The 21,750-nt window shown below is 71.2% G+C and carries 21 protein-coding genes and 1 tRNA gene; 10 read left to right on the top strand and 12 right to left on the bottom strand.

All coding sequences use genetic code 11. The features are described from left to right. Nucleotides 1–5: 5 nt before the first annotated feature. Together lysA and argS are read right to left on the bottom strand one after the other, a co-directional pair. A complete protein-coding gene (lysA, locus tag AB0O48_RS01150) occupies nt 6–1,391 on the bottom strand; it encodes a diaminopimelate decarboxylase (protein WP_357571804.1) in 1,386 nt (461 codons plus the stop codon). A 1-nt stretch (nt 1,392) separates the two neighbouring features. Beyond that, on the bottom strand, nt 1,393–3,060 hold the full coding sequence (gene argS / locus AB0O48_RS01155) for an arginine--tRNA ligase (protein ID WP_357571805.1): 1,668 nt from the start codon (nt 3,058–3,060) through the stop codon (nt 1,393–1,395). 97 nt (nt 3,061–3,157) lie between these two features. Between argS and AB0O48_RS01160 the strand changes: the two genes are divergently transcribed. From AB0O48_RS01160 to AB0O48_RS01175, 4 genes are all read left to right on the top strand, one after another. After that, entirely contained in the window at nt 3,158–3,961 is an 804-nt protein-coding gene (locus tag AB0O48_RS01160) for a DUF3105 domain-containing protein (RefSeq protein ID WP_357246427.1), read from the top strand. An 8-nt stretch (nt 3,962–3,969) separates the two neighbouring features. After that, nucleotides 3,970–4,641, top strand: a complete 672-nt coding sequence (locus AB0O48_RS01165; RefSeq protein WP_357246430.1) for a DUF305 domain-containing protein — start codon at nt 3,970–3,972, stop codon at nt 4,639–4,641. Nucleotides 4,642–4,956: 315 nt separating this feature from the next. Further along, nucleotides 4,957–5,652, top strand: coding sequence for a winged helix-turn-helix domain-containing protein (locus AB0O48_RS01170; protein WP_357247146.1), 696 nt, complete (start codon nt 4,957–4,959; stop codon nt 5,650–5,652). A 92-nt stretch (nt 5,653–5,744) separates the two neighbouring features. Continuing rightward, nucleotides 5,745–5,816 (top strand) — tRNA-Arg (locus AB0O48_RS01175). Between the two features lie 100 nt (nt 5,817–5,916). Here AB0O48_RS01175 and AB0O48_RS01180 read toward each other — a convergent pair. Beyond that, on the bottom strand, nt 5,917–6,987 hold the full coding sequence (locus tag AB0O48_RS01180; RefSeq protein WP_357571806.1) for an FAD-dependent oxidoreductase: 1,071 nt from the start codon (nt 6,985–6,987) through the stop codon (nt 5,917–5,919). Nucleotides 6,988–7,053: 66 nt separating this feature from the next. Between AB0O48_RS01180 and AB0O48_RS01185 the strand changes: the two genes are divergently transcribed. Beyond that, entirely contained in the window at nt 7,054–7,617 is a 564-nt protein-coding gene (locus tag AB0O48_RS01185; RefSeq protein ID WP_357246436.1) for a TetR/AcrR family transcriptional regulator, read from the top strand. A 24-nt stretch (nt 7,618–7,641) separates the two neighbouring features. Here AB0O48_RS01185 and AB0O48_RS01190 read toward each other — a convergent pair whose 3' ends face one another. Both AB0O48_RS01190 and AB0O48_RS01195 read right to left on the bottom strand, forming a co-directional pair. Beyond that, nucleotides 7,642–8,238 carry a WHG domain-containing protein gene (locus tag AB0O48_RS01190; RefSeq protein WP_365062306.1) on the bottom strand — a complete coding sequence of 199 codons (597 nt, stop codon included), beginning with the start codon at nt 8,236–8,238 and terminating at the stop codon, nt 7,642–7,644. Further along, nucleotides 8,225–9,058, bottom strand: coding sequence for an alpha/beta hydrolase (locus tag AB0O48_RS01195; protein WP_365062308.1), 834 nt, complete (start codon nt 9,056–9,058; stop codon nt 8,225–8,227). Before AB0O48_RS01195 ends, AB0O48_RS01190 begins: the two co-directional genes overlap by 14 nt. Nucleotides 9,059–9,217: 159 nt before the next feature. On the opposite strand from AB0O48_RS01195, the gene AB0O48_RS01200 reads away from it, so the two are divergent. Next, nucleotides 9,218–9,676, top strand: coding sequence for a hypothetical protein (locus AB0O48_RS01200; protein WP_357571808.1), 459 nt, complete (start codon nt 9,218–9,220; stop codon nt 9,674–9,676). A gap of 26 nt (nt 9,677–9,702) precedes the next feature. On the opposite strand, the gene AB0O48_RS01205 is transcribed toward AB0O48_RS01200, so the two are convergent. The 5 genes from AB0O48_RS01205 to AB0O48_RS01225 form a co-directional block, all read right to left on the bottom strand. Next, a complete protein-coding gene (locus tag AB0O48_RS01205) occupies nt 9,703–12,084 on the bottom strand; it encodes an excinuclease ABC subunit UvrA (protein ID WP_357246448.1) in 2,382 nt (793 codons plus the stop codon). A gap of 29 nt (nt 12,085–12,113) precedes the next feature. Next, entirely contained in the window at nt 12,114–12,524 is a 411-nt protein-coding gene (locus AB0O48_RS01210) for a VOC family protein (protein WP_357246451.1), read from the bottom strand. 5 nt (nt 12,525–12,529) lie between these two features. Next, nucleotides 12,530–12,979, bottom strand: coding sequence for a helix-turn-helix transcriptional regulator (locus AB0O48_RS01215; RefSeq protein WP_357246453.1), 450 nt, complete (start codon nt 12,977–12,979; stop codon nt 12,530–12,532). A 71-nt stretch (nt 12,980–13,050) separates the two neighbouring features. Then, the gene (locus AB0O48_RS01220) at nt 13,051–14,010 is read right to left on the bottom strand and encodes an ATP-dependent DNA ligase (protein WP_365062312.1); all 960 of its coding nucleotides are present in this window, start codon (nt 14,008–14,010) and stop codon (nt 13,051–13,053) included. 31 nt (nt 14,011–14,041) lie between these two features. After that, the gene (locus tag AB0O48_RS01225) at nt 14,042–15,526 is read right to left on the bottom strand and encodes an MFS transporter (RefSeq protein ID WP_357571810.1); all 1,485 of its coding nucleotides are present in this window, start codon (nt 15,524–15,526) and stop codon (nt 14,042–14,044) included. A 75-nt stretch (nt 15,527–15,601) separates the two neighbouring features. Here AB0O48_RS01225 and AB0O48_RS01230 point away from each other — a divergent pair, with 75 nt between their 5' ends. From AB0O48_RS01230 to AB0O48_RS01240, 3 genes are all read left to right on the top strand, one after another. Then, nucleotides 15,602–16,036 (top strand): helix-turn-helix domain-containing protein, encoded by a 435-nt coding sequence (locus AB0O48_RS01230; protein WP_357571811.1) that lies wholly within the window; start codon nt 15,602–15,604, stop codon nt 16,034–16,036. Nucleotides 16,037–16,137: 101 nt separating this feature from the next. Then, the gene (locus AB0O48_RS01235; RefSeq protein WP_357246464.1) at nt 16,138–16,725 is read left to right on the top strand and encodes a TetR/AcrR family transcriptional regulator; all 588 of its coding nucleotides are present in this window, start codon (nt 16,138–16,140) and stop codon (nt 16,723–16,725) included. Continuing rightward, nucleotides 16,725–18,947, top strand: coding sequence for an MMPL family transporter (locus AB0O48_RS01240; protein WP_357246467.1), 2,223 nt, complete (start codon nt 16,725–16,727; stop codon nt 18,945–18,947). Before AB0O48_RS01235 ends, AB0O48_RS01240 begins: the two co-directional genes overlap by 1 nt. 111 nt (nt 18,948–19,058) lie before the next feature. Here AB0O48_RS01240 and AB0O48_RS01245 read toward each other — a convergent pair whose 3' ends face one another. Beyond that, the gene (locus AB0O48_RS01245) at nt 19,059–20,315 is read right to left on the bottom strand and encodes an erythromycin esterase family protein (RefSeq protein WP_357246470.1); all 1,257 of its coding nucleotides are present in this window, start codon (nt 20,313–20,315) and stop codon (nt 19,059–19,061) included. A 128-nt stretch (nt 20,316–20,443) separates the two neighbouring features. Here AB0O48_RS01245 and AB0O48_RS01250 point away from each other — a divergent pair, with 128 nt between their 5' ends. After that, on the top strand, nt 20,444–20,635 hold the full coding sequence (locus AB0O48_RS01250) for a DUF2795 domain-containing protein (RefSeq protein ID WP_357246473.1): 192 nt from the start codon (nt 20,444–20,446) through the stop codon (nt 20,633–20,635). Nucleotides 20,636–20,792: 157 nt separating this feature from the next. On the opposite strand, the gene AB0O48_RS01255 is transcribed toward AB0O48_RS01250, so the two are convergent. Continuing rightward, entirely contained in the window at nt 20,793–21,695 is a 903-nt protein-coding gene (locus AB0O48_RS01255; protein ID WP_357571812.1) for a Gfo/Idh/MocA family oxidoreductase, read from the bottom strand. Nucleotides 21,696–21,750 lie beyond the last annotated feature (55 nt).

The raw sequence follows: 21,750 nt of genomic DNA on the forward strand, positions 1-21,750 counted from the left end.
TGACGTCATCCAACATCCAATGCCAGCAGGTCCTCTTCGGTTTCCCGGCGGACGATCAGGCGCGCCTGGCCGTCACGTACCGCCACGACCGGGGGCCGGGGCACGTGGTTGTAGTTGCTGGCCATGCTCCGGCAGTAGGCACCGGTGCCGGGCACTGCGACAAGATCTCCGGGCTGCACGTCGGCGGGCAGGAATTCATCCTTCACCACGATGTCCCCTGACTCACAGTGCTTTCCCACCACGCGGGCGAGCAACGGCTGCGCGGTCGAGGCCCGGGAGGCCAACGTCGCCGAGTAGGACGCGTCGTAGAGCGCCGTGCGGATGTTGTCGCTCATCCCGCCGTCGACGCTGACGAACGTGCGGATGCCGTCGAGCTCCTTGACCGTGCCGACCTCGTAGAGGGTGAACACGGCCGGGCCGACGATGGCCCGCCCCGGCTCGATCGACAGGTACGGCACGGCCAGGTTCTCCGCCGCGCACTCCAGGTCGACGATCTTGCGCAGGCGCTTGGCCAGGTCCTGCGGAGTGGCCGGGTCGTCCTGGGTGGTGTACGCGATGCCGAAGCCGCCGCCCAGGTCCAGCTCGGGCAGCTCCACCCCGCGTGCGTCGCGGATCTGCGCCTGGAGGGCGAGCACCCGGCGGGCCGAGACCTCGAAGCCGCTGGCGTCGAAGATCTGGGAGCCGATGTGCGAGTGCAGACCCCGCAACTCCAGGACACCCTCGTCGAGGATCTTGAAGGCGGCGGTCGCGGCGGCACCGCCGGCCAGCGAGAAGCCGAACTTCTGGTCCTCGTGGGCGGTGGCGATGAACTCGTGGGTGTGCGCCTCCACGCCGACCGTGACCCGGACCAGCACCCGGGGCCGGACCCCGCGCTCGCGGGCGAGCGCGGTGAGCCGGTCGATCTCGGTGAACGAGTCGACGATGATCCGTCCCACTCCGGCGTCCAACGCCCGGGACAGCTCGGCGACCGACTTGTTGTTGCCGTGGAAGCCGATCCGCTCCGGCGGCATCCCGGCCGAGAGCGCGGTGGCCAGCTCACCCCCGGTGCAGACGTCCAGGTGCAGGCCCTCCTCGGCGATCATCCGGACCACCGCCCGGCAGAGGAACGCCTTGCCCGCGTAGTAGACGTCCTCGGTGGGGAAGGCCGCCCGGAAGTCGCGGCAGCGCGAGCGCAGGTCGGCCTCGTCGAGGACGTACACCGGGGTGCCGAACTCGGCCGCGATGTCGCGGACGCTGAGGCCCGCGACGGCGACCGCGCCGTCCGCGCCGCGCGTCACCGACCGCGGCCACAGCGCCGGCACGAGGGCGTTGACATCCGCCGGGGTACGCAGCCAGGCCGGCCCCCGGTCGCTGATGTCCGCGTGCAGCGCTCCGGCCTCATGAGCCCTCATGTCACATCCTCTCGGGCGCGGAGACGCCGAGCAGGTAGAGGCCGTTGGCGACGACCGTGCGGGTGGCGTTGTTGAGCCAGAGCCGGGCGCGGTGCAGGTCGGTGATCTCCTCGTCGCCGCGCGGCAGCACCCGACAGTCGTCGTAGAACCGGTGGTAGGACGGCGCGACGTCCTCCTCCAGGTAGCGGGCCACCCGGTGCGGCTCGCGCAGTTCGGCGGCGGTGGCGACCACCGCTGGGAACTGGGCGAGCGCCTTGAGCAGCTTGTTCTCCTTCTCGTGACTGAGCAGTTCGGGGCGGAACGCGTCGGCGTCACCCGCGAGCAGCCCCACCTCGGCGGCGTTGCGGGCCACGCCGGCCGTCCGGGCAGCCACGTACTGCACCTTGTAGACCGGGTTGTCGTTCTTGGCCTTGGTCCACAACTCGATGTCGATGTCGATCGGGGAGTCGCTGGAGTAGCGGGCCAGCGCGTACCGGGAGGCGTCCACGCCGATGGCCTCGACCAGGTCCTCCAGGGTGATCACCGTGCCGGCCCGCTTGCTCATCCGCATCGGCGCGCCGTCGCGCAGCAGGTTGACCAGCTGCCCGATGAGGATCTCCAGGTTGCGGTCCGGGTCGTCACCGAAGCAGGCGGACATCGCCTTCATCCGGCCGATGTAGCCGTGGTGGTCGGCGCCCAGCATGATCACGACGCGCTCGAAGCCGCGCTCGCGCTTGTCCAGGTAGTAGGCGCAGTCCGCGGCGAAGTACGTCCACTCGCCGTTGGACTTGCGCAGCACCCGGTCCTTGTCGTCACCGAAGTCGGTGGTGCGCAGCCAGGTGGCGCCCTCGGACTCGTAGAGGTGTCCCTGCTCGCGCAGCCGGTTCAGCGCCAGGTCGAGCTCACCCCGGTCGTGCAGGTCCTTCTCGTTGAAGTAGGTGTCGAACTCCACTCCGAAGTCGCGCAGCGAGGTGCGAATCTCGTCGAACATCAGCGCGACGCCCTCGACCCGGAAGATCTCCTGGGCGGCGTCGTCGTCGAGCGAGCGCACCTCCGGCCGGCGGGCCTGCACCTCGGCGGCGATCTCGGCGATGTACGCCCCGCCGTAGCCGTCCTCCGGGGCCGGCTCACCCTTGGCGGCGGCCAGCAGTGAGCGGGCGAACCTGTCGATCTGCGAGCCCGCGTCGTTGAAGTAGTACTCCGTGCCGACCTCGGCGCCGGTGGCCCGCAGCAGCCGGCTCAACGCGTCGCCGACGGCCGCCCAGCGGACCCCGCCGATGTGCACCGGCCCGGTCGGGTTGGCCGAGACGAACTCCAGGTTGATCTTCTCCCCGGCGAGTCGCTCGCTGCGGCCGTACTCCGCGCCGGCCTCGACGATCACCCGGGCGAGCTGACCGGCGGCGGCCGCGTCGAGCCGGATGTTCAGGAAGCCCGGCCCGGCGATTTCCACCGATTTGACACCGGCCGTCCGGCCCAGTTCGTCGGCCAGCGCGGTCGCCAGTTCCCGGGGCGGGACCCCCACCTTCTTGCTCAACTGCAGCGCGAGCGTCGACGCGTAGTCGCCGTGCTCGGGGTTGCGCGGTCGCTCCACCACCGTGCTCGCCGGCAGCGCGGCGTGGTCGAGCCCACGCTGCGCGAAGACGGCGTGGGCGGCGGCAAGGACGACCGAGGCTAGTTCTGCAGGAGTCACCCAGCCATGTTATCGGGGGTAGACTCGGGCACTCGGCGGCTCCCCTGCGCGTCTACCGGCCCGCCACTCCCCTGACCGACCGACTTGACGAGGCACGATGAGCATCAGCACCCCGGGTGGCCCTGAGCGCCGCCCGACCGTGGTCAGCACCGGCAAGAAGCCGGCCGCGGGCCGGCCGGCGCCCGGCGCCAAGGCCGGTTCCGGTAAGCCGGCCGGCTCCCCCCGGGCCGGCGGCAAGGGCCCGCGCAAACCGGTCACCCCGGTCAAGGTGAGCCAGGGCCGCGCCTGGGGGCCGATCGCGCTCTTCGTCGCGGTGGGCGTGCTCGCGGCCGGCATCATCGGCTACGGCGCCTACGCGGCGTTCCAGGGCTCCAAGCCGTGGGACAAGCGGGCCAACGCCATCGACGGCATCGTCAACATCCGCAAGACCGACGGCGAGAGCCTGAAGTACGAGTCGCACAAGTCGGGTCCACTGACCTGGAAATACTCGCCGCCGGTGGGTGGCGTGCACAACGCCGCCTGGCAGAACTGCATGGGCGACGTCTACGACGCGCCGATCGCCAACGAGCACGCGGTGCACAGCCTGGAGCACGGCGCGGTGTGGGTCACCTACCGCCCCGACCTGCCCAAGGACCAGGTCGACAAGCTCGCCGGCAAGGTGCGCGGCGTCGAGAAGATGCTGATGAGCCCGTACGAGGGCCTGGACAAGCCGATCTCGTTGCAGGCCTGGGGCTACCAGCTCAAGCTCGACAACGCCGACGACTCGCGGATCGACGAGTTCATCAAGGACCTGCGGGTGAACGCCTCCGCCGAGGGCCCGACGGCGCTCTGCAACACGGGCATCACCGCCACCGGCACCACGCCGCGTGAGCTTCCGCAGCAGCAGCAACCCCAGCAGTAAGGACGCCGATGACCGCCCCCGCCACCACCGACAGCGAGTACGACGACACCCCGGCCGTCCCGGACGAGGACGGCCGGGCCCCGGCGTCGCGTTACGGCGTGCTGGCGCTCGCCGTCATGGTGGTGGTGGGGCTGCTCCTCGGTTATGCGGGTGGCCTGCTCACCCCCCGGTTGACCCGCCCCGGTGACGCGTCGGTCGAGGCGGGCTTCGCCCGGGACATGACGACCCACCACGCGCAGGCGGTGGAGATGAGCCTGATCGCGTACCGGTCGGCGACCCTCCCCGAGGTGCGGCAGATCGCCGTCGACATCGCCACCGGGCAGCAGGGCGAGATCGGCGCCATGCAGACCTGGCTGCGCGAGTGGGGCCTCAGCCCGACCGGTTCGAAGCCGCCGATGTCGTGGATGTCCGACGGAGCCGCCGTCAAGAACGGCCTGATGCCGGGGATGGCCACCCCGCAGCAGATGACCGCCCTGCGGGACGCCAGGGGCATCGAGGTCGACAGGCAGTTCCTGACCCTGATGTACGACCATCACCTGGGCGGCATCCACATGATCGACGCGGCGCTCGACGAGACCGGCAACGACGAGGTCGTCCGGGTGGCACAGACGATGAAGAACACCCAGCAGACCGAGCTGAACAACCTCCGGCAGCTCCAGGCGCAGGCCGCCAAGGGCTGACCGACCGGTTCGGGCGTACCCGGCCCGCGTTCCCGCCGATCGGTGCGGTGACGCGGGCCGCGCCATGTCGAGGCCACCTCCCCCGGCACCGCCTTGATCGACTCGCCTTTCCGGAAGTCGGGCTGTCCTCGCAACCAGGACGCCCCGACCTGCAGGAACCCGAGTCGATCACAGCGGGCAGACCACCACCTCTGACCCTTGATGCACCCCTAAGTACCTTGTGGGTGATTTGACCGGGACAGGCGATTACGTTGCTTCGAGACTTTTCTCCCCACATATCGTGACCAGTTGCGATTCGTGCTCGTTGCCCAAGACGTGGGGGTTGCACTCAGAGACGCACGGCGTTCGGTCACCAGTTGGTGCCGACGTCACACCATCGGCGGTGACGGGGCGGTGGCAGCCGTCCGTCGCGGACAGCGGCAGAGCGAGCCGGGAATGCTCAGCCGCGAACAGGAACTCGAACTGATCGACACACTGCGGGGCGTCCACCCCGACGAGTTCGGCCTGGACGACGAGCTGTGGACGAGGCAGAGCCTCACCACGCTCATCCAGCGCCGATTCGACCTGCCGTTGGACGCCGGGGCGGTCGGGGCGTACCTGCGGGCCTGGGGGTTGGGTCCGCGCGAGCCGCGCGAGCGGGCCTGTGGGCTCTGCGTCAGCGCGGTCGAGCGCTGGGTCCGCAGTGAGTACCCGGCGATCACCAGGGCCGCCCAGGAGCACCTCGCCGAGGTCTACTGGATCGGTCGGATCCGGCTGCGCGGCACCATGCCGGCGGCGGACGTGATCTCCGCCGTCTCGTCCCGCGGCCGGGTGCGCTTCATGATCACCACACCGACGGTGGACCCGCCGCTCCCCCGCGACTTCGTGCTGCGGCTCAGCGGCGAGGAGCAGCGCACCGTGCACCTGATCGTGGACGGCTCCTGGCCGCGCAACGAGTGGCCACGCCGGCTCCCCCGGCGAATCGTCCTGCACCCGCTGCCCAGCTGTGGGCGGGCCGTCGCGGCCGCCTGAGCACCGGGTGAGCCGGTCGTCGACACGATCGGCTCACCCGATACCGATTCGGCGTACGCGGAGGAGGTTTGCTAGTCTTCTCCAGTCGCTGAGCCCCCGTAGCTCAGGGGATAGAGCACCGCCCTCCGGAGGCGGGGGCGCAGGTTCGAATCCTGCCGGGGGCACCTTGGACCATGAATGCCCCGGCCGTTTCGCCGGGGCATTCTTGCGTTGGGTCAACATGCGGGCGACGACCGAGCCCGGGCACCGGTTTGTTGGTGGCGCTCACGCGCCCGGCGGGCCGGCCACCATGCTCGCGCGCAGGAGTTGGTCGCGGACCGGTATCGCGTGCCGCAGGTGAGTCATCCGGGCAGCCAGGCCAGCCATGCGAGCCAACCTCTGGGTGGCTGGCCGACGCCGGCGATCGTATTCGTGCAGAGCCTGCTCGACCGCGCGCGTCGCGCCCAGGTGGGAGGCCAGCGCTACCGCGTCGATGATCGCCTCGCACGCGCCGCGCCCCAGGTCGGGTGTCATGGCGTGCGCGGCGTCGCCAAGGAAGGCAACCGTGCCGTGCGTGAAGGACGGCAGCGGCGGCGTCACGTACACGTCGTGGCGCAGCACCGCGGACTCGTCGATCGCGTCCAGGACGGTCTGGACCGGGGGCGCCCACCAGCCGAACATCCTCCGCAGTTCGACGAGTTCCTCGCCCGGGCGGAACCGGCCCTCCGGTGCCGCCGCGGACGCGTACCAGTTGGTGCGACCACCCTCCTGCGGTGTCACGCCGAACTTGAGGCCCCGGCCCCACATCTCCACGAACGTGTCGGTGGGCATGTCCTGCACCACTCCGCGCCACGCCGTGCTGCCGGAGAATCGTGCCCGGTACGCCGGGCCGAACACCTTTTCGCGAGCCTTGCTGAACACGCCGTCGGCCACCACGACCAGATCGACGTCGCCCACCTCGGTAACGTCGTCCACCGGATCGCCGGCCCGCAGCTCCACCCCGGCCTCCATCGTCGCGTCGTGCAGGATGGCGAGCAGTCCCGGCCGGGACAACAGGTAGACGTGGTCGCCGGTGCGCCGGTGCAGCCGTTCGACGTCGATCGTCGCGATGCGGGAACCGTCCGGACGAAGGAAGACCCCGGCCTGCTGTCGTCGGCCGTCCCGGCGGACCAGGTCGCCGACGCCGATCGCGTCCAGCGCCCGCAGCGCAACGGGCCACATGCCGAGCGCCGTGCCAGTGCTCGGCAGCCCCTCGTCCCGCTCCCGGACGGTGACCGTCCAGCCTGCGCGTCGCAGCGCGATCGCCGCCGTCAGCCCACCGATGCCCCCGCCAATGACCAACGCACGTCTCTCCATTCTCACCACGCTACAACACCTGTTGTTTTGAAACTACGGATGTGGTGGACCGAATAAGGTGGAGGCGTGCCCTCCCGCGAAGAAAACCTGCTCGACGCCGCCATCGGCATCCTCGGAAGTCACGGCGTACGGGCGTTGACGCATCGCGCGGTCGACGCGGCCGCCGCCGTGCCGACCGGCTCCACGGCGAACTACTTCAAGACCCGGGACATGCTGATCAATGCCGTTGCCGACCGATTCGCCGATCGCGACCGCGCCACCTGGCAGGCGATCGCGGGCTTCGTCCGCCCCACCACCGCGGTCGAGCTGGCGGCTGCGCTCGCCGCCTACGTGCACCGTGCCCTCGGCCCGGAGCGCGCCCTGACCATCGCCCGATACGGCCTTTTCATCGAGGCCGCACTGCGCCCGGAACTGCAGGGGCGACTCGCGGAGGCGGCCCTCTCGATCCGGACGTGGGGCACGCAGTGGCTGCGCGCGATGGGCTCCACCGACCCGGAGAGCGAATGCGCGGCGATCCTCGACTACCTGGACGGCCTCATCTTCCACCAGCTCACGTTTCCCGGCCCGGCCGAGCAGGTGGAGGCGGCGATCACGCAGACGGTGAGCCGACTGTGCACCACCGCGGTTTGACCACCGAACGGCCCAGACAACGCCTCACCGGTGATCGGCGGGGTCGGCGGCTGAGGTGCAGCGCAGTGCGCGGTCGACGAAGTTGATGAGCCATTCGAAGCTCTCGTCGATGTCGGTGGACCACTGGAATCCGTTGGTGGCCTGCAGGGTGGCGAAGCCGTGGAACATGCTGCGCAGCGCGCGCAGGGCGTGGGTAATGTCCTGCGGGGCGATGTCGTACCCCCGGAGGACCGCCTCGAAGGGTCCGAGCGCCCGCCTCTCCGCGATCACGATGGGGTCGTCCGGACCGGTCGGAGTGATGCCGAGGGTGGCCGCGTACCGGCCGGGGTGAGCAACCACGAAGTCACGCAGCGCGCGGGCCGCGGCGGCCAGCGCGTGCCGCCCGGAGCGGCCCTGGGTGGCCGCGCCGATCGCGTCGGCGGCCTCGGCGATGGCGAGGGCGGCGATGCGTCGGTTGAGGTCGTCCTGGCTGGCGATGTGCTTGTACAGCGACGGGGTGCGCACCCCGACCCGCTCGGCCAGCCGGGCCATGGTCAACTCGGCGAAGCCGACCTCGTCGGCGAGCGCGGCGCCGGCCGCGACGACCGCACCCGGGTCCAGGCCCGCCCTAGGCACGGACACCGGCCAGGAAGGGCAGGACCACGGCGAGGGTCTGCTGGGGGTACTGGACGTGCGGGTAGTGCCCGGCACCGTCGATCATCGCCAGCCGGCCCAGTCCGGTCGGCAGGTCGGCGACGATCGCCTCGCCCTCGGCCTGTGGTGAGACCCAGTCGGGGTCGAGGGCGCCCTGCACGATCAGCGTCGGGCAGCTGACGTTGCCGAGTTGCTCACCGGCGTCGACGGGAGAGATGGTGCCCATCTTCTGCAGGACCTTCATCCGGCCCGGCTGCCGCAGCATCGCGGTGATCTGTCGCAGGCGGGCGTCCCAGTCGACGGGCTTGGTGCCGGGGTAGGCGAGGTCGAGGTACTTGGCCCACTGCTTGGTGCTGCCGAGGATGGTCGTGCCCATCAGGGCGGTCGCGCCGCGCCGGTAGGCGGCCACGCGCATGTCACCGAGCTTGACCTGCTGCTTGCGGGTGAAGGGCGCGAGTTCGACGAGTGCGGTGATCAGCTCCGGGGCCTTCGCCGCGGCGATCGTGGCCGCGCCGCCGGCGATGGAGTGGCCGACCAGGATGGCCGGCCCGCCGAGGTGCTCGACCAGGGCGATCAGGTCGCCGGCGAGAGCGGTACGGGTGTAGGAGGCCCACCCGACGCTGGACTCCCCGTGGCCGCGCAGATCCATCGCGGCGACCCGGTAGCCGGCCTGCACCAGGGCGGGAGTGAGGAACCGGTAGGCCTCGCGGCTGTCGCCCATGCCGTGGGCAAGCACCACCAGCGGTCCGGTGGCACCGGTCACCTCGTAGGCGATGGTCCCGCCGTCGACGTTCAAGAACTCAGTCATGACTACCTCCAGGTGGCCGTTGGCGCGTTGGCTAACCGCGTTAGCCAAAAGCTATCACCATTAGCTTGAGAATGCCAGTCCCCGGGCGCACCGCCGGAGAGCCGCCGCCACCCGCACCCGGCGACGCCCCTACGTGCGTAGGTGATCAAGAATGGCGTCATGCTGTTTCTCGGGTTGCTGCTCGCCGCGTTGGGCGGGGCCGCCCTCGCGACGGTTCTCACCGTTCGCGGGCTCACCGCGGCGTTCCGGGCCGGCGAAGGATCGGGTCGGCTGCGGGCGGCGGCGCTCCTCGCCGGTGCCGCCACGGTCGGCGTGTACGCCTGGGGCCTGCTCCACCTCGGCTACGCGGTGCTGCGGGCCGAGGATGGTGGAGCCGGCTCGTTCCCGATCGCACCGTGCCGAGAGGCCGGGCCGCAGCGGGCAAGCCAGGTCGACGGGTACGACGTCAGCTACCTACCGCTGCGCTTCGAGTGCCGCCTGAGCGGTGGCGGCGGGTACGTCACCTCGACCGTGCCCGGATACGTCAACCCGGGCACGGTCGTCCTCGGCCTGCTCACCGCCACCTGCGGCGTCCTCGCCAGCACGACGGCCCAGCGCGCCCGACCGCCGGTCGCCTGAACGACGGACCGGCGGGCGGGCCACGCTCAGCTCCCGACGTACGCGGCGAGGTGCTCCCCGGTGAGGGTGGCGCGGCCGGCGACGAGGTCGGCCGGGGTGCCCTCGAAGACGATCCGACCCCCGTCGTGGCCGGCCCCGGGGCCGAGGTCGATGATCCAGTCGGCGTGCGCCATGACCGCCTGGTGGTGCTCGATGACGATCACCGACTTGCCGGCGTCGACGAGGCGGTCGAGCAGGCCGAGCAGTTGCTCGACGTCGGCCAGGTGCAGGCCGGTGGTCGGCTCGTCGAGGACGTAGACGCCACCCTTCTCGGCCATGTGGGTGGCCAGCTTGAGGCGCTGCCGCTCCCCGCCGGACAGGGTGGTGAGCGGTTGACCCAGGCTGAGGTAGCCGAGCCCGACGTCGGCGAGCCGGTCGAGGATGGCGTGCGCGGCAGGCGTACGTGCCTCGCCGGTGCCGAAGAACTTCTCGGCCTCGGTCACCGACATCGCGAGCACCTCGCTGATGTCGCGACCGCCGAAGCGGTATTCCAGCACCGAGGCCTGGAACCGCTTGCCCTCGCAGTCCTCGCAGGGGGCGGCGACGCCGGCCATCATCCCCAGGTCGGTGTAGATCACGCCGGCGCCGTTGCAGCTCGGGCAGGCGCCCTCGGAGTTGGCGCTGAACAGTGCCGGCTTCACACCGTTGGCCTTCGCGAACGCCTTGCGGATCGGGTCGAGCAACCCGGTGTAGGTGGCCGGGTTGCTCCGCCGCGAGCCACGGATCGCACCCTGGTCGATCGAGACCACACCGGCACCTGCGGGAATCGAGGAGCGCACGAGCGAGCTCTTACCCGAGCCGGCGACACCGGTGACGACGACGAGCACCCCGAGCGGTACGTCGACGTTCACGTCCTGGAGGTTGTTGGCCGTCGCGCCACGGATCTCCAGCTTGCCGGTGGGCGTGCGTACCGTCTCCTTGAGGGCGGCCCGGTCGTCGAGGTGGCGGCCGGTGCTGGTGCCGCTGGCGCGCAGGCCGTCCAGGCTGCCCGCGTAGCAGATGGTGCCGCCGTCCGTGCCGGCGCCGGGGCCGAGGTCGACGACGTGGTCGGCGATGGCGATGGCCTCCGGCTTGTGCTCCACGACCAGGACCGTGTTGCCCTTGTCGCGCAGTTGGAGCAGCAGCTTGTTCATCCGCTGGATGTCGTGCGGGTGCAGCCCGATCGTCGGCTCGTCGAAGACGTACGTGACGTCGGTGAGCGAGGAGCCGAGGTGACGGATCATCTTGGTGCGCTGGGCCTCGCCGCCGGACAGGGTGCCCGAGGGCCGGTCGAGCGAGAGGTAACCCAGGCCGATCTCCTCGAACGAGTCGAGGAGGTGTTGCAGCCCCGCCAGCAACGGAGTCACCGACGGCTCCTTGATCCCGCGGACCCAGGCGGCGAGATCACTGATCTGCATCGCGCAGGCGTCGGCGATGTTCTTTCCCTTGATCTTCGACGACCGGGCCTCCTTGCTGAGCCGGGTGCCGGCGCACTCGGGACAGGTCGTGAAGGTCACCGCCCGCTCCACGAAGGCGCGGATGTGTGGTTGCAACGCGTCGATGTCCTTGGCGAGGAAGGACTTCTGGATCGACGGGATCAGGCCCGCGTACGTCAGGTTGATCCCGTCGATCTTGATCTTGGTGGGCTCCCGGTGGAGCAGGTCGTGCTGCTCGCGCTTGGTGTACTTGCCGATCGGCTTGTCCGGGTCGAAGTAGCCGCAGCCACGGAAGATCCGGCCGTACCAGCCCTCCATGCTGTAGCCCGGGATCGTGATCGCGCCCTCGTTGAGCGAGAGGCTGTCGTCGTACAGCGCCGACAGGTCGATGTCGTTGATCGAACCCATGCCCTCGCAACGCGGGCACATTCCGCCGAGCCGGGTGAAGGTCGCCTTCTCGGTCTTCGTCTTGCCCACGCCCCGATCGACGGTGATCGCGCCGGTGGCCTTCACCGAGGGGACGTTGAAGGAGTACGCGTTGGGCGAGCCGATGTGCGGCTGCCCGAGGCGGCTGAACAGGATGCGCAGCATCGCGTTGGCGTCGGTGGCGGTGCCGACGGTGGATCGGGAGTTGGCGCCCATCCGCTCCTGGTCCACGATGATCGCCGTGGTCAGGCCGTCCAGCAGGTCGACCTCGGGCCGCGCCAACGTCGGCATGAAGCCCTGCAGGAACGCGCTGTACGTCTCGTTGATCATCCGCTGGGACTCGGCGGCGATGGTGCCGAACACCAACGAGCTCTTGCCGGAGCCGGAGACACCCGTGAACACCGTCAGCCTGCGCTTCGGGATCTCGACGCTGACGTCCCGGAGGTTGTTGACGCGCGCGCCCTGCACACGGATCAGGTCGTGGCTGTCCGCGACGTGCGGGGTGGACGGCGGGGTGGCCGTGCTCATCAGGTCTCCATCTGTCCGGGGTCGGACGGTCAGCGCACTTCCTGGATGCGGATCAGATTGCCGGCGGGATCGCGGAAGGCGCAGTCCCGGACGCCGTACGGTTGCTCGGTCGGCTCCTGGACGACCTCGGCGTCGGTGGCCTCCAGCTTGGCGAAGGTGGCGTCGAGGTCGGTGGTGGCCAGGTTGACGCCGAAGTAGCTGCCCTTGGCCACCAGCTCAAGGATGGTCTGCCGCTCGTCGTCGGTGATGCCCGGGTTGGCGGCCGGCGGGTGCAGGACGATGGCGGTGCTGGGCTGGCCGGGCGGCCCGACGGTGATCCAGCGCATCCCCCCGTAGCCGACGTCGAGGCGGACCTCGAAGCCGAGGACGTCGCGGTAGAAGGCCAGCGAGGCGTCCGGGTCGGTGTGCGGAAGGAAGCTCGAGTGAATGGTGATGTCCATGGCCGTCACGCTAGTTGTGGCTCCGCGACCTGCGCTTCTCGATTCCTGATCGGTCTGGTCACCTGCTTCGCCACGCACGACGGCAGCCCCGCCGCCGCCTGCGCCGCCTGCCGCCGGTAGACGCTGGGCGGCATGCCGACCAGCTCGGTGAAGCGGGTGCTGAAGGTGCCCAGGGACGAACAACCGACCGCGAAACAGACGTCGGTGACGCTCAGGTCGCCCCGGCGCAACAACGCCATCGCACGCTCGATCCGCCGCGTCATCAGGTAGCTGTACGGAGATTCGCCGTAGGCGAGCCGGAACTCGCGGCTCAGGTGCCCGGCCGACATGTGCGCGCCCCGCGCGAGCGCCTCGACGTCCAGCGGTTGCGCGTACTCCCGGTCGATCCGGTCGCGGACCCGGCGCAGCCGCGCGAGGTCGCCCAGTCGCTGGGTCGCGTCGGGTTTGCTGCTCACCTGGGAAATCGTGCCACAACCCACCGACAATCCGCCGTTCGCCAGTCGCGCGCGGCGACCGGCGATCCCGGTCAGCCCACCTCGCGACGCGCGCGGGCCCGCCGCTTTCCCTCGTGCATGGCCTGCACCCGGGCCACCGGGATGGTCCGGCCCTCGGCGACCAGGTCGGCCGGGAGCGGCTGCGGGGCCGGCATCAGCGCGGCCCACGGATCGCCGTCGCCGAGCAGCTCCGGCGCGGTCCGGATGGTGAAGTCGGCCGGGGCCACCTCGGTCAGGTCGGCCCAGTCGACCGGGAAGGACACCGGCAGGCCGGGGCGCAGCCGAGGGCTGTACGTCGCCACCACCGTCGCGCCGCCCGCCCGGGTGGCGTCCACGAAGACCCGGCCACCCCGGTCCTCCTTGATGTAGGCGGTGGTGGCCAGCGCCGGGTCGAGCCGCTCGGCGCGGACGGCGAGCGCCCGGGTGGCGGCGGCCAACTCCTCCGCCGTGGGATCGCCGGCCACCGGGACGAACACGTGCACGCCCTTGGCGCCGCTGGTCTTGACCGCACCGGCCAGGCCGGCGTCGGCGAGTGCCTGCCGGACCAGCAGGGCCGCCGCGACGGCCGCCCGGAAGCCGTCACCCTCCGGCGGGTCCAGGTCGAGCACCAGGTGGGTCGGCCGGTGCGGATCGGCGGTGGTGGCCAGCGTCGGGTGGTACTCCACCGCCCGCTGGTTGGCGAACCAGAGCAGGGTGCGCCTGTCGTCGCAGAGGGCGTACGAGATCTCCCGGTGCGACGCCTCCGCCCAGACCGGCACCCGGCGGACCCAGTCCGGGGTGTAGCGGGGCAGGTTCTTCTGCATGAAGGGCGGCTGACCGGGGCGGACCCGGATCACCGACAGCGGGCGGTCCCGCAACTGCGGCAGGATCCGCCTACTGACGGCGTCGAGGTAGTCGACCAGGTCTCGCTTGGTCGCGTCGTCGCGGTCGGACAGCGGCTGGTCCAGGTTGGTCAGGGCCACGCCGTCCCGGGTCTCGTCAGCCTTGCTCACCCGACCACCTTCGCGGTCCCGGTGCCGTCGGTCAACCGGACGCGGCGCTCGGGTCCGGACCGATTCCGGCGCCCACCGTGGCCGACCCCGACGGGTCGGCGTCCGGTCCGAGCTGGGCTGGGCGTCGGGGCAGTGTCGTCATCGCTACCAGCAACGCGGCGACCACCAGGGCGGCGGCCACGGCGAACGCGGTCCGGTAGCCGGCGGCCAGGGCGGCCGTCTCGGCCCAGCCGGCGGCCCGCAGTCCGTCGGTGCGGGCGGCGGCCAGGGTGGCCAGCGCGGCCAGACCGACCGCGCCGCCGACCTGCTGGGTGGTGTTGACCAGGCCGGACGCGAGCCCGGCGTCCGCGTCGGTCGCGCCCGCCATGGCCAGGGTGGTGACGGCCGGCAGGGTCAGACCGCCGGCCACCCCGAAGGTCAACATCGCCGGGAGTACGTCGGCGAGGTAGGCGCCGTCCGCGGGCAGCCGGGCGAGCAGCAGGAAGCCGACGGTGGCCAGGCCCAGCCCGACCAGCAGCACGGTCCGGGCACCGCAGCGGGCGATCAGCCGACCGGCCAGGCCGAGTGACACCACCGCGATCACCACCGGGGTGGGCAGGAAGGCCCAGCCGGTCGCGGCGGCGTCCAGCCCGAGCACCAGTTGCAGCTCCACGGCGAGCAGGAACTGGAAACCGAAGTACGCGGACACCATGAGGAACTGCACGGCGTTCGCCGCCACCAGACCCGGGACGCGCAGCACCCGACCCGGCAGCAGCGGGGTCGCCGCCGTCCGTTGGCGGAGCACGAACCCGCCGAGCAGCAGCGCCGCGAGGGCCACCGCGCCGAGGGTGCGCGGGCTGGTCCAGCCGTGCTCAGCGGTCCCCACGATGCCCAGCACGGCGGCCATCAGACCGGCGGTGACGAGCAGCGCGCCGGGCAGGTCCAGGCCGGCCCGCAGGCCGATACCCCGTTCGGCGGGGAGCCGGCGGACGGCCGCGAGCAGGATGGCCGCCCCGATCGGCAGGTTGACCAGGAAGATCGCCCGCCACCCGGCCGCGTCGGTGAGCACCCCACCGGCGACGGTGCCGACCGACGCGCCGGCCGCTCCGGTGAAGCTGAAGACGGCGATCGCGCGGGCGCGCTCGGCCGGTTCGGGATAGAGCCGGACGATCATGCCGAGGCTGACCGCCATGGCCAGCGCCCCACCGACGCCCTGGCCGAACCGGGCGGTCACCAGCAGGGCCGGCCCGGTGGCGACCGCGCAGGCCAGCGAGGCCACTGTGAACAGCGCGACGCCGGCCAGGAAGACCCCCCGCCGGCCGAGCAGGTCGCCGAGTCGGCCGGCGAGCAACAGCAGCCCGCCGAACGCGACCAGGTACGCGTTGACCACCCACGCCAGGCCGGCGGCGGCGAAGCCCAGATCGCGTTGCACGGCGGGCAGCGCCACCGCCACGACGGTGCCATCCAGGATGATCATCAGGCTGCCGGCACAGAGCACGAGCAGTGCTGGCCAGCGGGACGGAACGACGCGGTCCATGAAACCCCTCCTTGGTGCACGGTTTGTTACCGAGGTCATCGTCTGTGACCATGAACCGGAGCGGAAGGAGGCACTGTGATGTCCCAGAGGAACAGCGATGTGTCCGCGCAGGTCGAGGCCGAGGTGACCTGCGCGGCCGAGAACGTGCCGTTCACCCCGGGTCAGGCTCGGGCCTGCACCGTCCGCGAGGTGCTCGACCGGGTCGGCGGCAAGTGGAGCATCAGCATCCTGGTGTCCGCCTCACACGGCCCGGTGCGCTTCACCGAGTTGGAGCGGAGCGTCGAGGGGATCAGCCGCCGGATGCTCACCCTGACGCTGCGCAACCTGGAACGGGACGGCCTGCTGCACCGCCGGGTCTATCCGACCGTTCCGCCGAAGGTCGAGTACACCGCCACCCCGATGGCGCTGGAGCTGTACGAGTCGCTGGTGGCGCTGACCGCCTGGGCCGAGCGACACCGCCGCGCCATCGCCGAGGCGCGGACCAGGTACGACGCCCAGCACGCCGGATAAACCCGGCCGAGGTGTGGTGAACGCCACCGCTTTCCTCTGACCGATCGGTCAGGGTCTGACCGATCGGTCAGGCATGCTGGTTTGCGGGAGGTGGACCAACCATGGTCAGAGCGGTGTCCGACACGCACGGTGAGATTCTCGCCGCGGCGGCCCGGCAGTTCACGGTGAGCGGCTACCGGGGCACCTCCCTGCAGGACATCGCCCGTGAGGTCGGCTGCTCCAAGGCCACCGTGCTCTACCACTTCGCCAACAAGGAAGCCCTGCTCGCCGAACTGATGGCCCCGGCGATCGGCGTGCTGCGGGACCTCGACGACCGGCTCACGGGCCAGACCGGTTCGGCCGCGCAGGAGGTCGCCGCGCAGGGCTTCGTCGACCTCGCGGTCCGGTTCCGGCGGGAGATCGCGGTGCTGCGCGGCGAGTTCCCGGAACTGCTGTGCCAGCCGGCCTTCGCGCACATCCAACAGATCTCCGACCGGCTGCGTGACGCGCTGGCCGGCCACTCCGACCGGCCGGGCGCCCGGATCGCCGCGCTGGTGCTGCTCGCCGGGATCTCCGAGGCCTGCGGCGAGTTCACCGACATCCCCGACGACGAACTGCGCTCCGCCCTGCTCACTCTCGTCCGGCGGGCCGTCGAACCCGTCGACGCACCCCTGCCCCAACCACCCACGACCGAGGACAAGGACTCCTGATGGCCACCCTGCTCTACCGGCTCGGCCGGGGCGCGCTGCGCCGGCGACGGCTCGTCGTCGCGCTCTGGCTCGTCGTACTCGTCGTCGCCGGCCTGGCCGCCGCGACCCTGCGCGGCCCGACGGCGAGCAACTTCACGATGCCCGGCACCGAGAGCCAGCGCGCGCTCGACCTGCTCGCCGAGCAGTTCCCCGCGGCCAGCGGCGCCACCGGCACCATCGCGGTCAAGGCGCCGGCCGACGGCCAACTGGCCACCCCCGAGGGCCAGGCCGTGGTGCAGCAGCTGGTCCAGGAGGCCTCGGCCCTGCCCGGCGTGGTCGGCGCGGTGAACCCGCTCCAGGTCGGCGCGGTCTCGCCCAACGGTCGCTACGCCCTGGTCCAGGTCCAGTTCTCCAGCGGCGGCGACGAGGTGACCGACGCGCAGCGCACCGCGTACGAGGAGGTCGGCGCCGCCGCCGAGGCCAAGGGTTGGCAGGTGGCCCCGGGTGGCGAGGTGCTCGGTGGTGAGCCGGAGATCGGCTCCACCGAGGCGCTCGGCGTACTGGTCGCCGCGATCGTCCTGATCATCACGTTCGGCTCCCTGGTCGCCGCCGGGATGACCATGCTCAACGCGCTGATCGGCGTGGGCGTCGGCATGGCCGGCCTGTTCGCGCTCAGCGGCGTCATCGAGTTGACCAGCACCGCGCCGATCCTGGCGCTGATGCTCGGCCTCGCCGTCGGCATCGACTACTCGTTGTTCATCACCTCCCGGCACCGGCAGAACCTGCTCGAAGGCCTGTCCCCGGAGGAGGCGGTCGGCCGAGCGGTCGGCACCGCCGGCTCCGCGGTGGTCTTCGCGGGCGCCACAGTGGTCATCGCGCTGGCCGGGCTCGCCGTGGTGAACATCCCCTTCCTCACCGTGATGGGTCTCGCCGCCGCCGGTACGGTCACCGTCGCGGTGCTCGTCGCGATCACCCTCCAACCGGCCCTGCTCGGCTTCGCCGGTCGCCGGGTGCTCCCCCGCCGGCTGCGAACCACCGTCACCGACGGCACCACCACCGACACCAGCGCTGTCGCCGACCACTCCGGCGACACCGACCGGCCGGCCGCCGAGGACGAGTCCCGGTTCGGGTTCCGCTGGGCTCGGTTCGTCACCCGCTTCCGCGTACCCGTCATCCTGGTCGGCCTGCTCGGCCTGGGGCTGCTCGCGCTGCCCACGCCGGACATGCGGCTGGCCCTGCCAGGCGCCGCGACGGCCGCCGTCGGCTCACCCGCCCGGGTGGCCAACGACCTGACCGTCGAGGGCTTCGGGGCGGGCTTCACCGGCCGGCTCGCGGTGGTGGTCGCCGGTGACACCCCGCAGGCCACCTCGGCCGCCGTGCCGCAGGTGACCGCGCTGCTCCAGCGCACCGAGAACGTCCTCGCGGTGGCGCCGCCCCAGCTCAGCCCGGACGGCCGGACCGCGCTGCTCGGCGTGGTGCCGAAGACCGGCCCGACCGACGAGGCCACCGAGACCCTGGTCCACGACATCCGCAGCGCGGTGGGCGGGATCCGCGACGCGGACGTCCTGCTCACCGGCGCCACCGCGATCGGTATCGACGTCTCCGAGAAGCTCTCCGACGCACTGCCGGTCTACCTGCTGCTGGTGGTCGGGCTCTCGGTGCTGCTGCTGATGCTGGTGTTCCGCTCGCTGCTGGTGCCGGTCAAGGCCGCGTTGGGCTTCCTGCTCACCGTCGCCGCCACATTCGGCATCACGGTGGCCGTCTTCCAGCAGGGGCACCTCGCCGACCTGGTCGGCCTGGACACGCCTGGTCCGCTGATCAGCTTCCTGCCGATCCTGCTCATCGGCATCCTGTTCGGGCTCGCCATGGACTACGAGGTGTTCCTGGTGTCCCGGATGCGGGAGGACTTCGTCCACGGCAAGTCCGCCCGGCAGGCCACCATCAGCGGCATGGGGCACGGCGCCCGGGTGGTCACCGCCGCCGCACTGATCATGATCTCGGTCTTCGGGGGCTTCGTCTTCCTGGAGGACCCGGTGATCAAGTCGATGGGCTTCGCCCTCGCGGTCGGCGTCGCCATCGACGCGTTCGTGGTCCGGATGACGATCGTCCCGGCGGTGATGTCACTGCTCGGTGACCGCGCCTGGTGGCTGCCGAGCTGGCTCAACCGAGCCCTCCCGAACGTCGACATAGAAGGCGAGGGCCTCCGCACCCACCTGGAAGAACGCACCCCGACCCACGTCTGACCCCGCCCCCGACCCAACGCGGTCGATCATGGAGTTGTGGTGCCCGTTGTGCCCCGATCAGAGGCCTTCGTCCAGCACCACAACTCCATGATCGACGCGATCGAGCGGCCGTCAGACCCCGGCCGGGTACGTCTCCATCTCGCCGGGGGCGGCCGGCACCGGTAGCGGGTGCAGAGCTGTCGTCTCGTCGCACCAGATGAAGGCGTCGTAGCGGTCGCCCAGGCGGCTCGGCACGTAGTTGCCCCAGGACTCGAAGGACGGGTCGTAGACGACCCCGATCGCCCGATGGTCCACGGTGTCGGTCACCCAGCCCGGCTGGTCGTCACCGCCGAAGATCAGCACCGCCCGGTCCGGCATCAGCTCGTGCAGCCGCCGCTCGACCGACCCCTCCCGAGCCGGTGGCACCACCATCGGCTCGGGAGGCGAGCCCCACCGGGGTGCGGCGATCACCGTGCCCCGGTAGCTGCCGAAGCCGATCAGCGCCACGGCGTCGTCGCCATGCCGTTCCCGGGCCAACTGACCAATGTTGACCATCCCGTCCGCGGCCATGTCGGTGGCCCGCGCGTCCCCCACGTGCGTGTTGTGCGCCCAGACGATGCCCCGGGCATCCGGGCCGTACCGGTCCAGCAACCGGTCCAGGGTGTCCTGCATGTGCGTGTCGCGGATGTTCCACGAGTCCGGCCCGCCGGCCACCATCGCCCGGTAGTACCGCTCCGCGCCGGCCACCACCTCCGCGTTCTGCCAGGCCGAGAAGCGGTCCGGCCCGTCGGAGAGGGCGTGTTCACGGGTCCGGGCGAGCAGACGGACCACCTCCTCCTCACAACGGGCGGAGACGAACCGGCTGGCCGCGCCGTACTCCTCGACCCTCTTGCCGTACGGCTCGAAACACCGGTACGCGTCCTGCGCCGCCTCCAGCGACGTCGGGTCCTCCTCCCCCAGATAGTCGAAGATCGCCTGCATCGACTCCCAGAGGCTGTACACGTCGAGCCCGTGGAACCCGGCGCGTTGGTCCTCCGGCCGCTCCACGTTCCAGGCCCGCAACCAGGTGGCGAACCGGGCCACCTCGGCGTTGGCCCACATCCAGGTCGGCCACCGCTCGAACTGGTCGAGCGCGAGCTGCGGCTGGAGCGCGCCGCCGGGCGCGGCGGTCACCGACCGGTGCACCCGATCACAGTCCGGCCAGTCACCCTCCACCGCGACGAAGGAGAACCCGCACTCCGCGATCAACCGTCGGGTGAGCTGCTCACGCAACCGGTAGTAGTCGTAGCTGCCGTGGGTGGACTCGCCGATCATCACCACCCGGGCGTCTCGTACGCGTTCCAGCAACGGGTCGAAGTCGCTCGGCGCGCCGAGCCGCTGAACCAGCATGCCAGCGGCTACCCGGCCGCCGCTGGGGCAAACCGTGGGCGCGTCGCGGGCCGACACGCCGACCGCCGGGCCGTCGCCCGTGCCAGCCGCCACGGTGTACGCCCACCGCGAGCGGGTAGCCGGCCGGCATGACCGTCACCGGCGTTCAGTTGCAGGAGTACCTGGCCGGGCTCGACTACCCGGTCTCCCGGGAGGACCTGGTCCGCTGGGGCCAGGAGAACGGGGCCAGCACGGCGATGCTGCAGATGTTGCAGGCGTTGCCACCCGAACAGTTCGCCTCCCCCGACGAACTGGCCGCAGCCCTGACCACCCTCAGCTAACCGCCCTCTTCCCGGTGATCAAGAGGTTTGCGTCGTTGGCAGGTCGTTTCGTGACGCAAACCTCTTGATCACCGCGATCCAGCCCTCGATCCAGCCCTCGATCCAGCCCGCGACGCAGTCCGCGATCTAGTCCGCGATCCTGCAGGGTGGGTCGGGGTTATGGGAGCAGGACGGTGCGGGCTTCTGCTCGGGCGGTTTCGGCGGCGGCGATGATGGCGACGACCTCTCGGCCGAAGTGGACGTCGCAACGGTGGTCCCGGGCGCCGGTCCGTACCTGCTCGACGAGTTGGTCGATCGCGACACCGAACGCCGTGGCGGCATCGTTCTCGCCGAACGGGACGTTCTCGATTCCGTTCTCGCCGTAGAACACGAACTCCCGGGCCATCGACTCGGTCGGGGCGTCCAGGGAGAGCGAGGCGCTGCTCGTGGCACCACCCTCGTGGGTGAGCAGCAGGTGCACCATCCCGCTCGGCCCATCCATCGCCGCCACCTGGGTCACCCGGCCCAGCACCGGCAGGAGGATGGAGAGCGCGTGCGGGGCGATGTCCCAGAGCGCGCCGTGCTCGCGACGCCACAACGACCCGCCGTACGGGCTGCCGTCCTGGAAGATCGAGGCGAACGCGGTGGTCCGACCGTGCTGCCACCCCCCGACGGCGGCGGTGGCGGCGAGGAAAGCTGTCACGTTCGGCTGGAACCGCTGGGTGAAGAAGACGACCGAGGCGACCCCGGACTCCTCGGCAGCGGTGACGACCCGGTCGGCGTCGGCCACGCTGAGCGCCAGCGGCTTGTCCAGCAGCAGGTGCCGCCCGGCGGACGCGGCCCGGACCGCGATGTCGGCCTGGACGTCCGGCGGCAGCGCGACGGCGACCGCCTCACACTGCTCGATCAGCGCGTCGACGTCGGCGTAGGCCGGCACGCCGTACCGCTCGGCCAGCGCGGAGGCCCGCTCCGGGTTACGCCCCCACACCCCGACCAACTCCGCGTCCGGGTGTGCGTGCAACGCCTTCCCGTGCGTCTCGATCGCCCAGTGACCGGTGCCGAACAAGCCGAACCGCAGCACGTGTACCTCCGCTGTTTCCCCGTCCCGCGGCAACGCCACGGACGTGATCCACGCT

Source organism: Micromonospora sp. NPDC085948 (assembly GCF_040686315.1).
Taxonomy (GTDB): domain Bacteria; phylum Actinomycetota; class Actinomycetes; order Mycobacteriales; family Micromonosporaceae; genus Micromonospora.

Bases quoted from the DNA above. Each gene is read 5' to 3' on its own strand.
- lysA (WP_357571804.1), bottom strand. From the start codon at position 1,391: ATGAGGGCTCATGAGGCCGGAGCGCTGCACGCGGACATCAGCGACCGG.
- AB0O48_RS01160 (WP_357246427.1), top strand. From the start codon at position 3,158: ATGAGCATCAGCACCCCGGGTGGCCCTGAGCGCCGCCCGACCGTGGTC.
- AB0O48_RS01165 (WP_357246430.1), top strand. From the start codon at position 3,970: ATGACCGCCCCCGCCACCACCGACAGCGAGTACGACGACACCCCGGCC.
- AB0O48_RS01180 (WP_357571806.1), bottom strand. From the start codon at position 6,987: ATGGAGAGACGTGCGTTGGTCATTGGCGGGGGCATCGGTGGGCTGACG.
- AB0O48_RS01195 (WP_365062308.1), bottom strand. From the start codon at position 9,058: ATGACTGAGTTCTTGAACGTCGACGGCGGGACCATCGCCTACGAGGTG.
- AB0O48_RS01200 (WP_357571808.1), top strand. From the start codon at position 9,218: ATGCTGTTTCTCGGGTTGCTGCTCGCCGCGTTGGGCGGGGCCGCCCTC.
- AB0O48_RS01205 (WP_357246448.1), bottom strand. From the start codon at position 12,084: ATGAGCACGGCCACCCCGCCGTCCACCCCGCACGTCGCGGACAGCCAC.
- AB0O48_RS01210 (WP_357246451.1), bottom strand. From the start codon at position 12,524: ATGGACATCACCATTCACTCGAGCTTCCTTCCGCACACCGACCCGGAC.
- AB0O48_RS01225 (WP_357571810.1), bottom strand. From the start codon at position 15,526: ATGGACCGCGTCGTTCCGTCCCGCTGGCCAGCACTGCTCGTGCTCTGT.
- AB0O48_RS01235 (WP_357246464.1), top strand. From the start codon at position 16,138: ATGGTCAGAGCGGTGTCCGACACGCACGGTGAGATTCTCGCCGCGGCG.
- AB0O48_RS01240 (WP_357246467.1), top strand. From the start codon at position 16,725: ATGGCCACCCTGCTCTACCGGCTCGGCCGGGGCGCGCTGCGCCGGCGA.
- AB0O48_RS01245 (WP_357246470.1), bottom strand. From the start codon at position 20,315: ATGCTGGTTCAGCGGCTCGGCGCGCCGAGCGACTTCGACCCGTTGCTG.
- AB0O48_RS01250 (WP_357246473.1), top strand. From the start codon at position 20,444: ATGACCGTCACCGGCGTTCAGTTGCAGGAGTACCTGGCCGGGCTCGAC.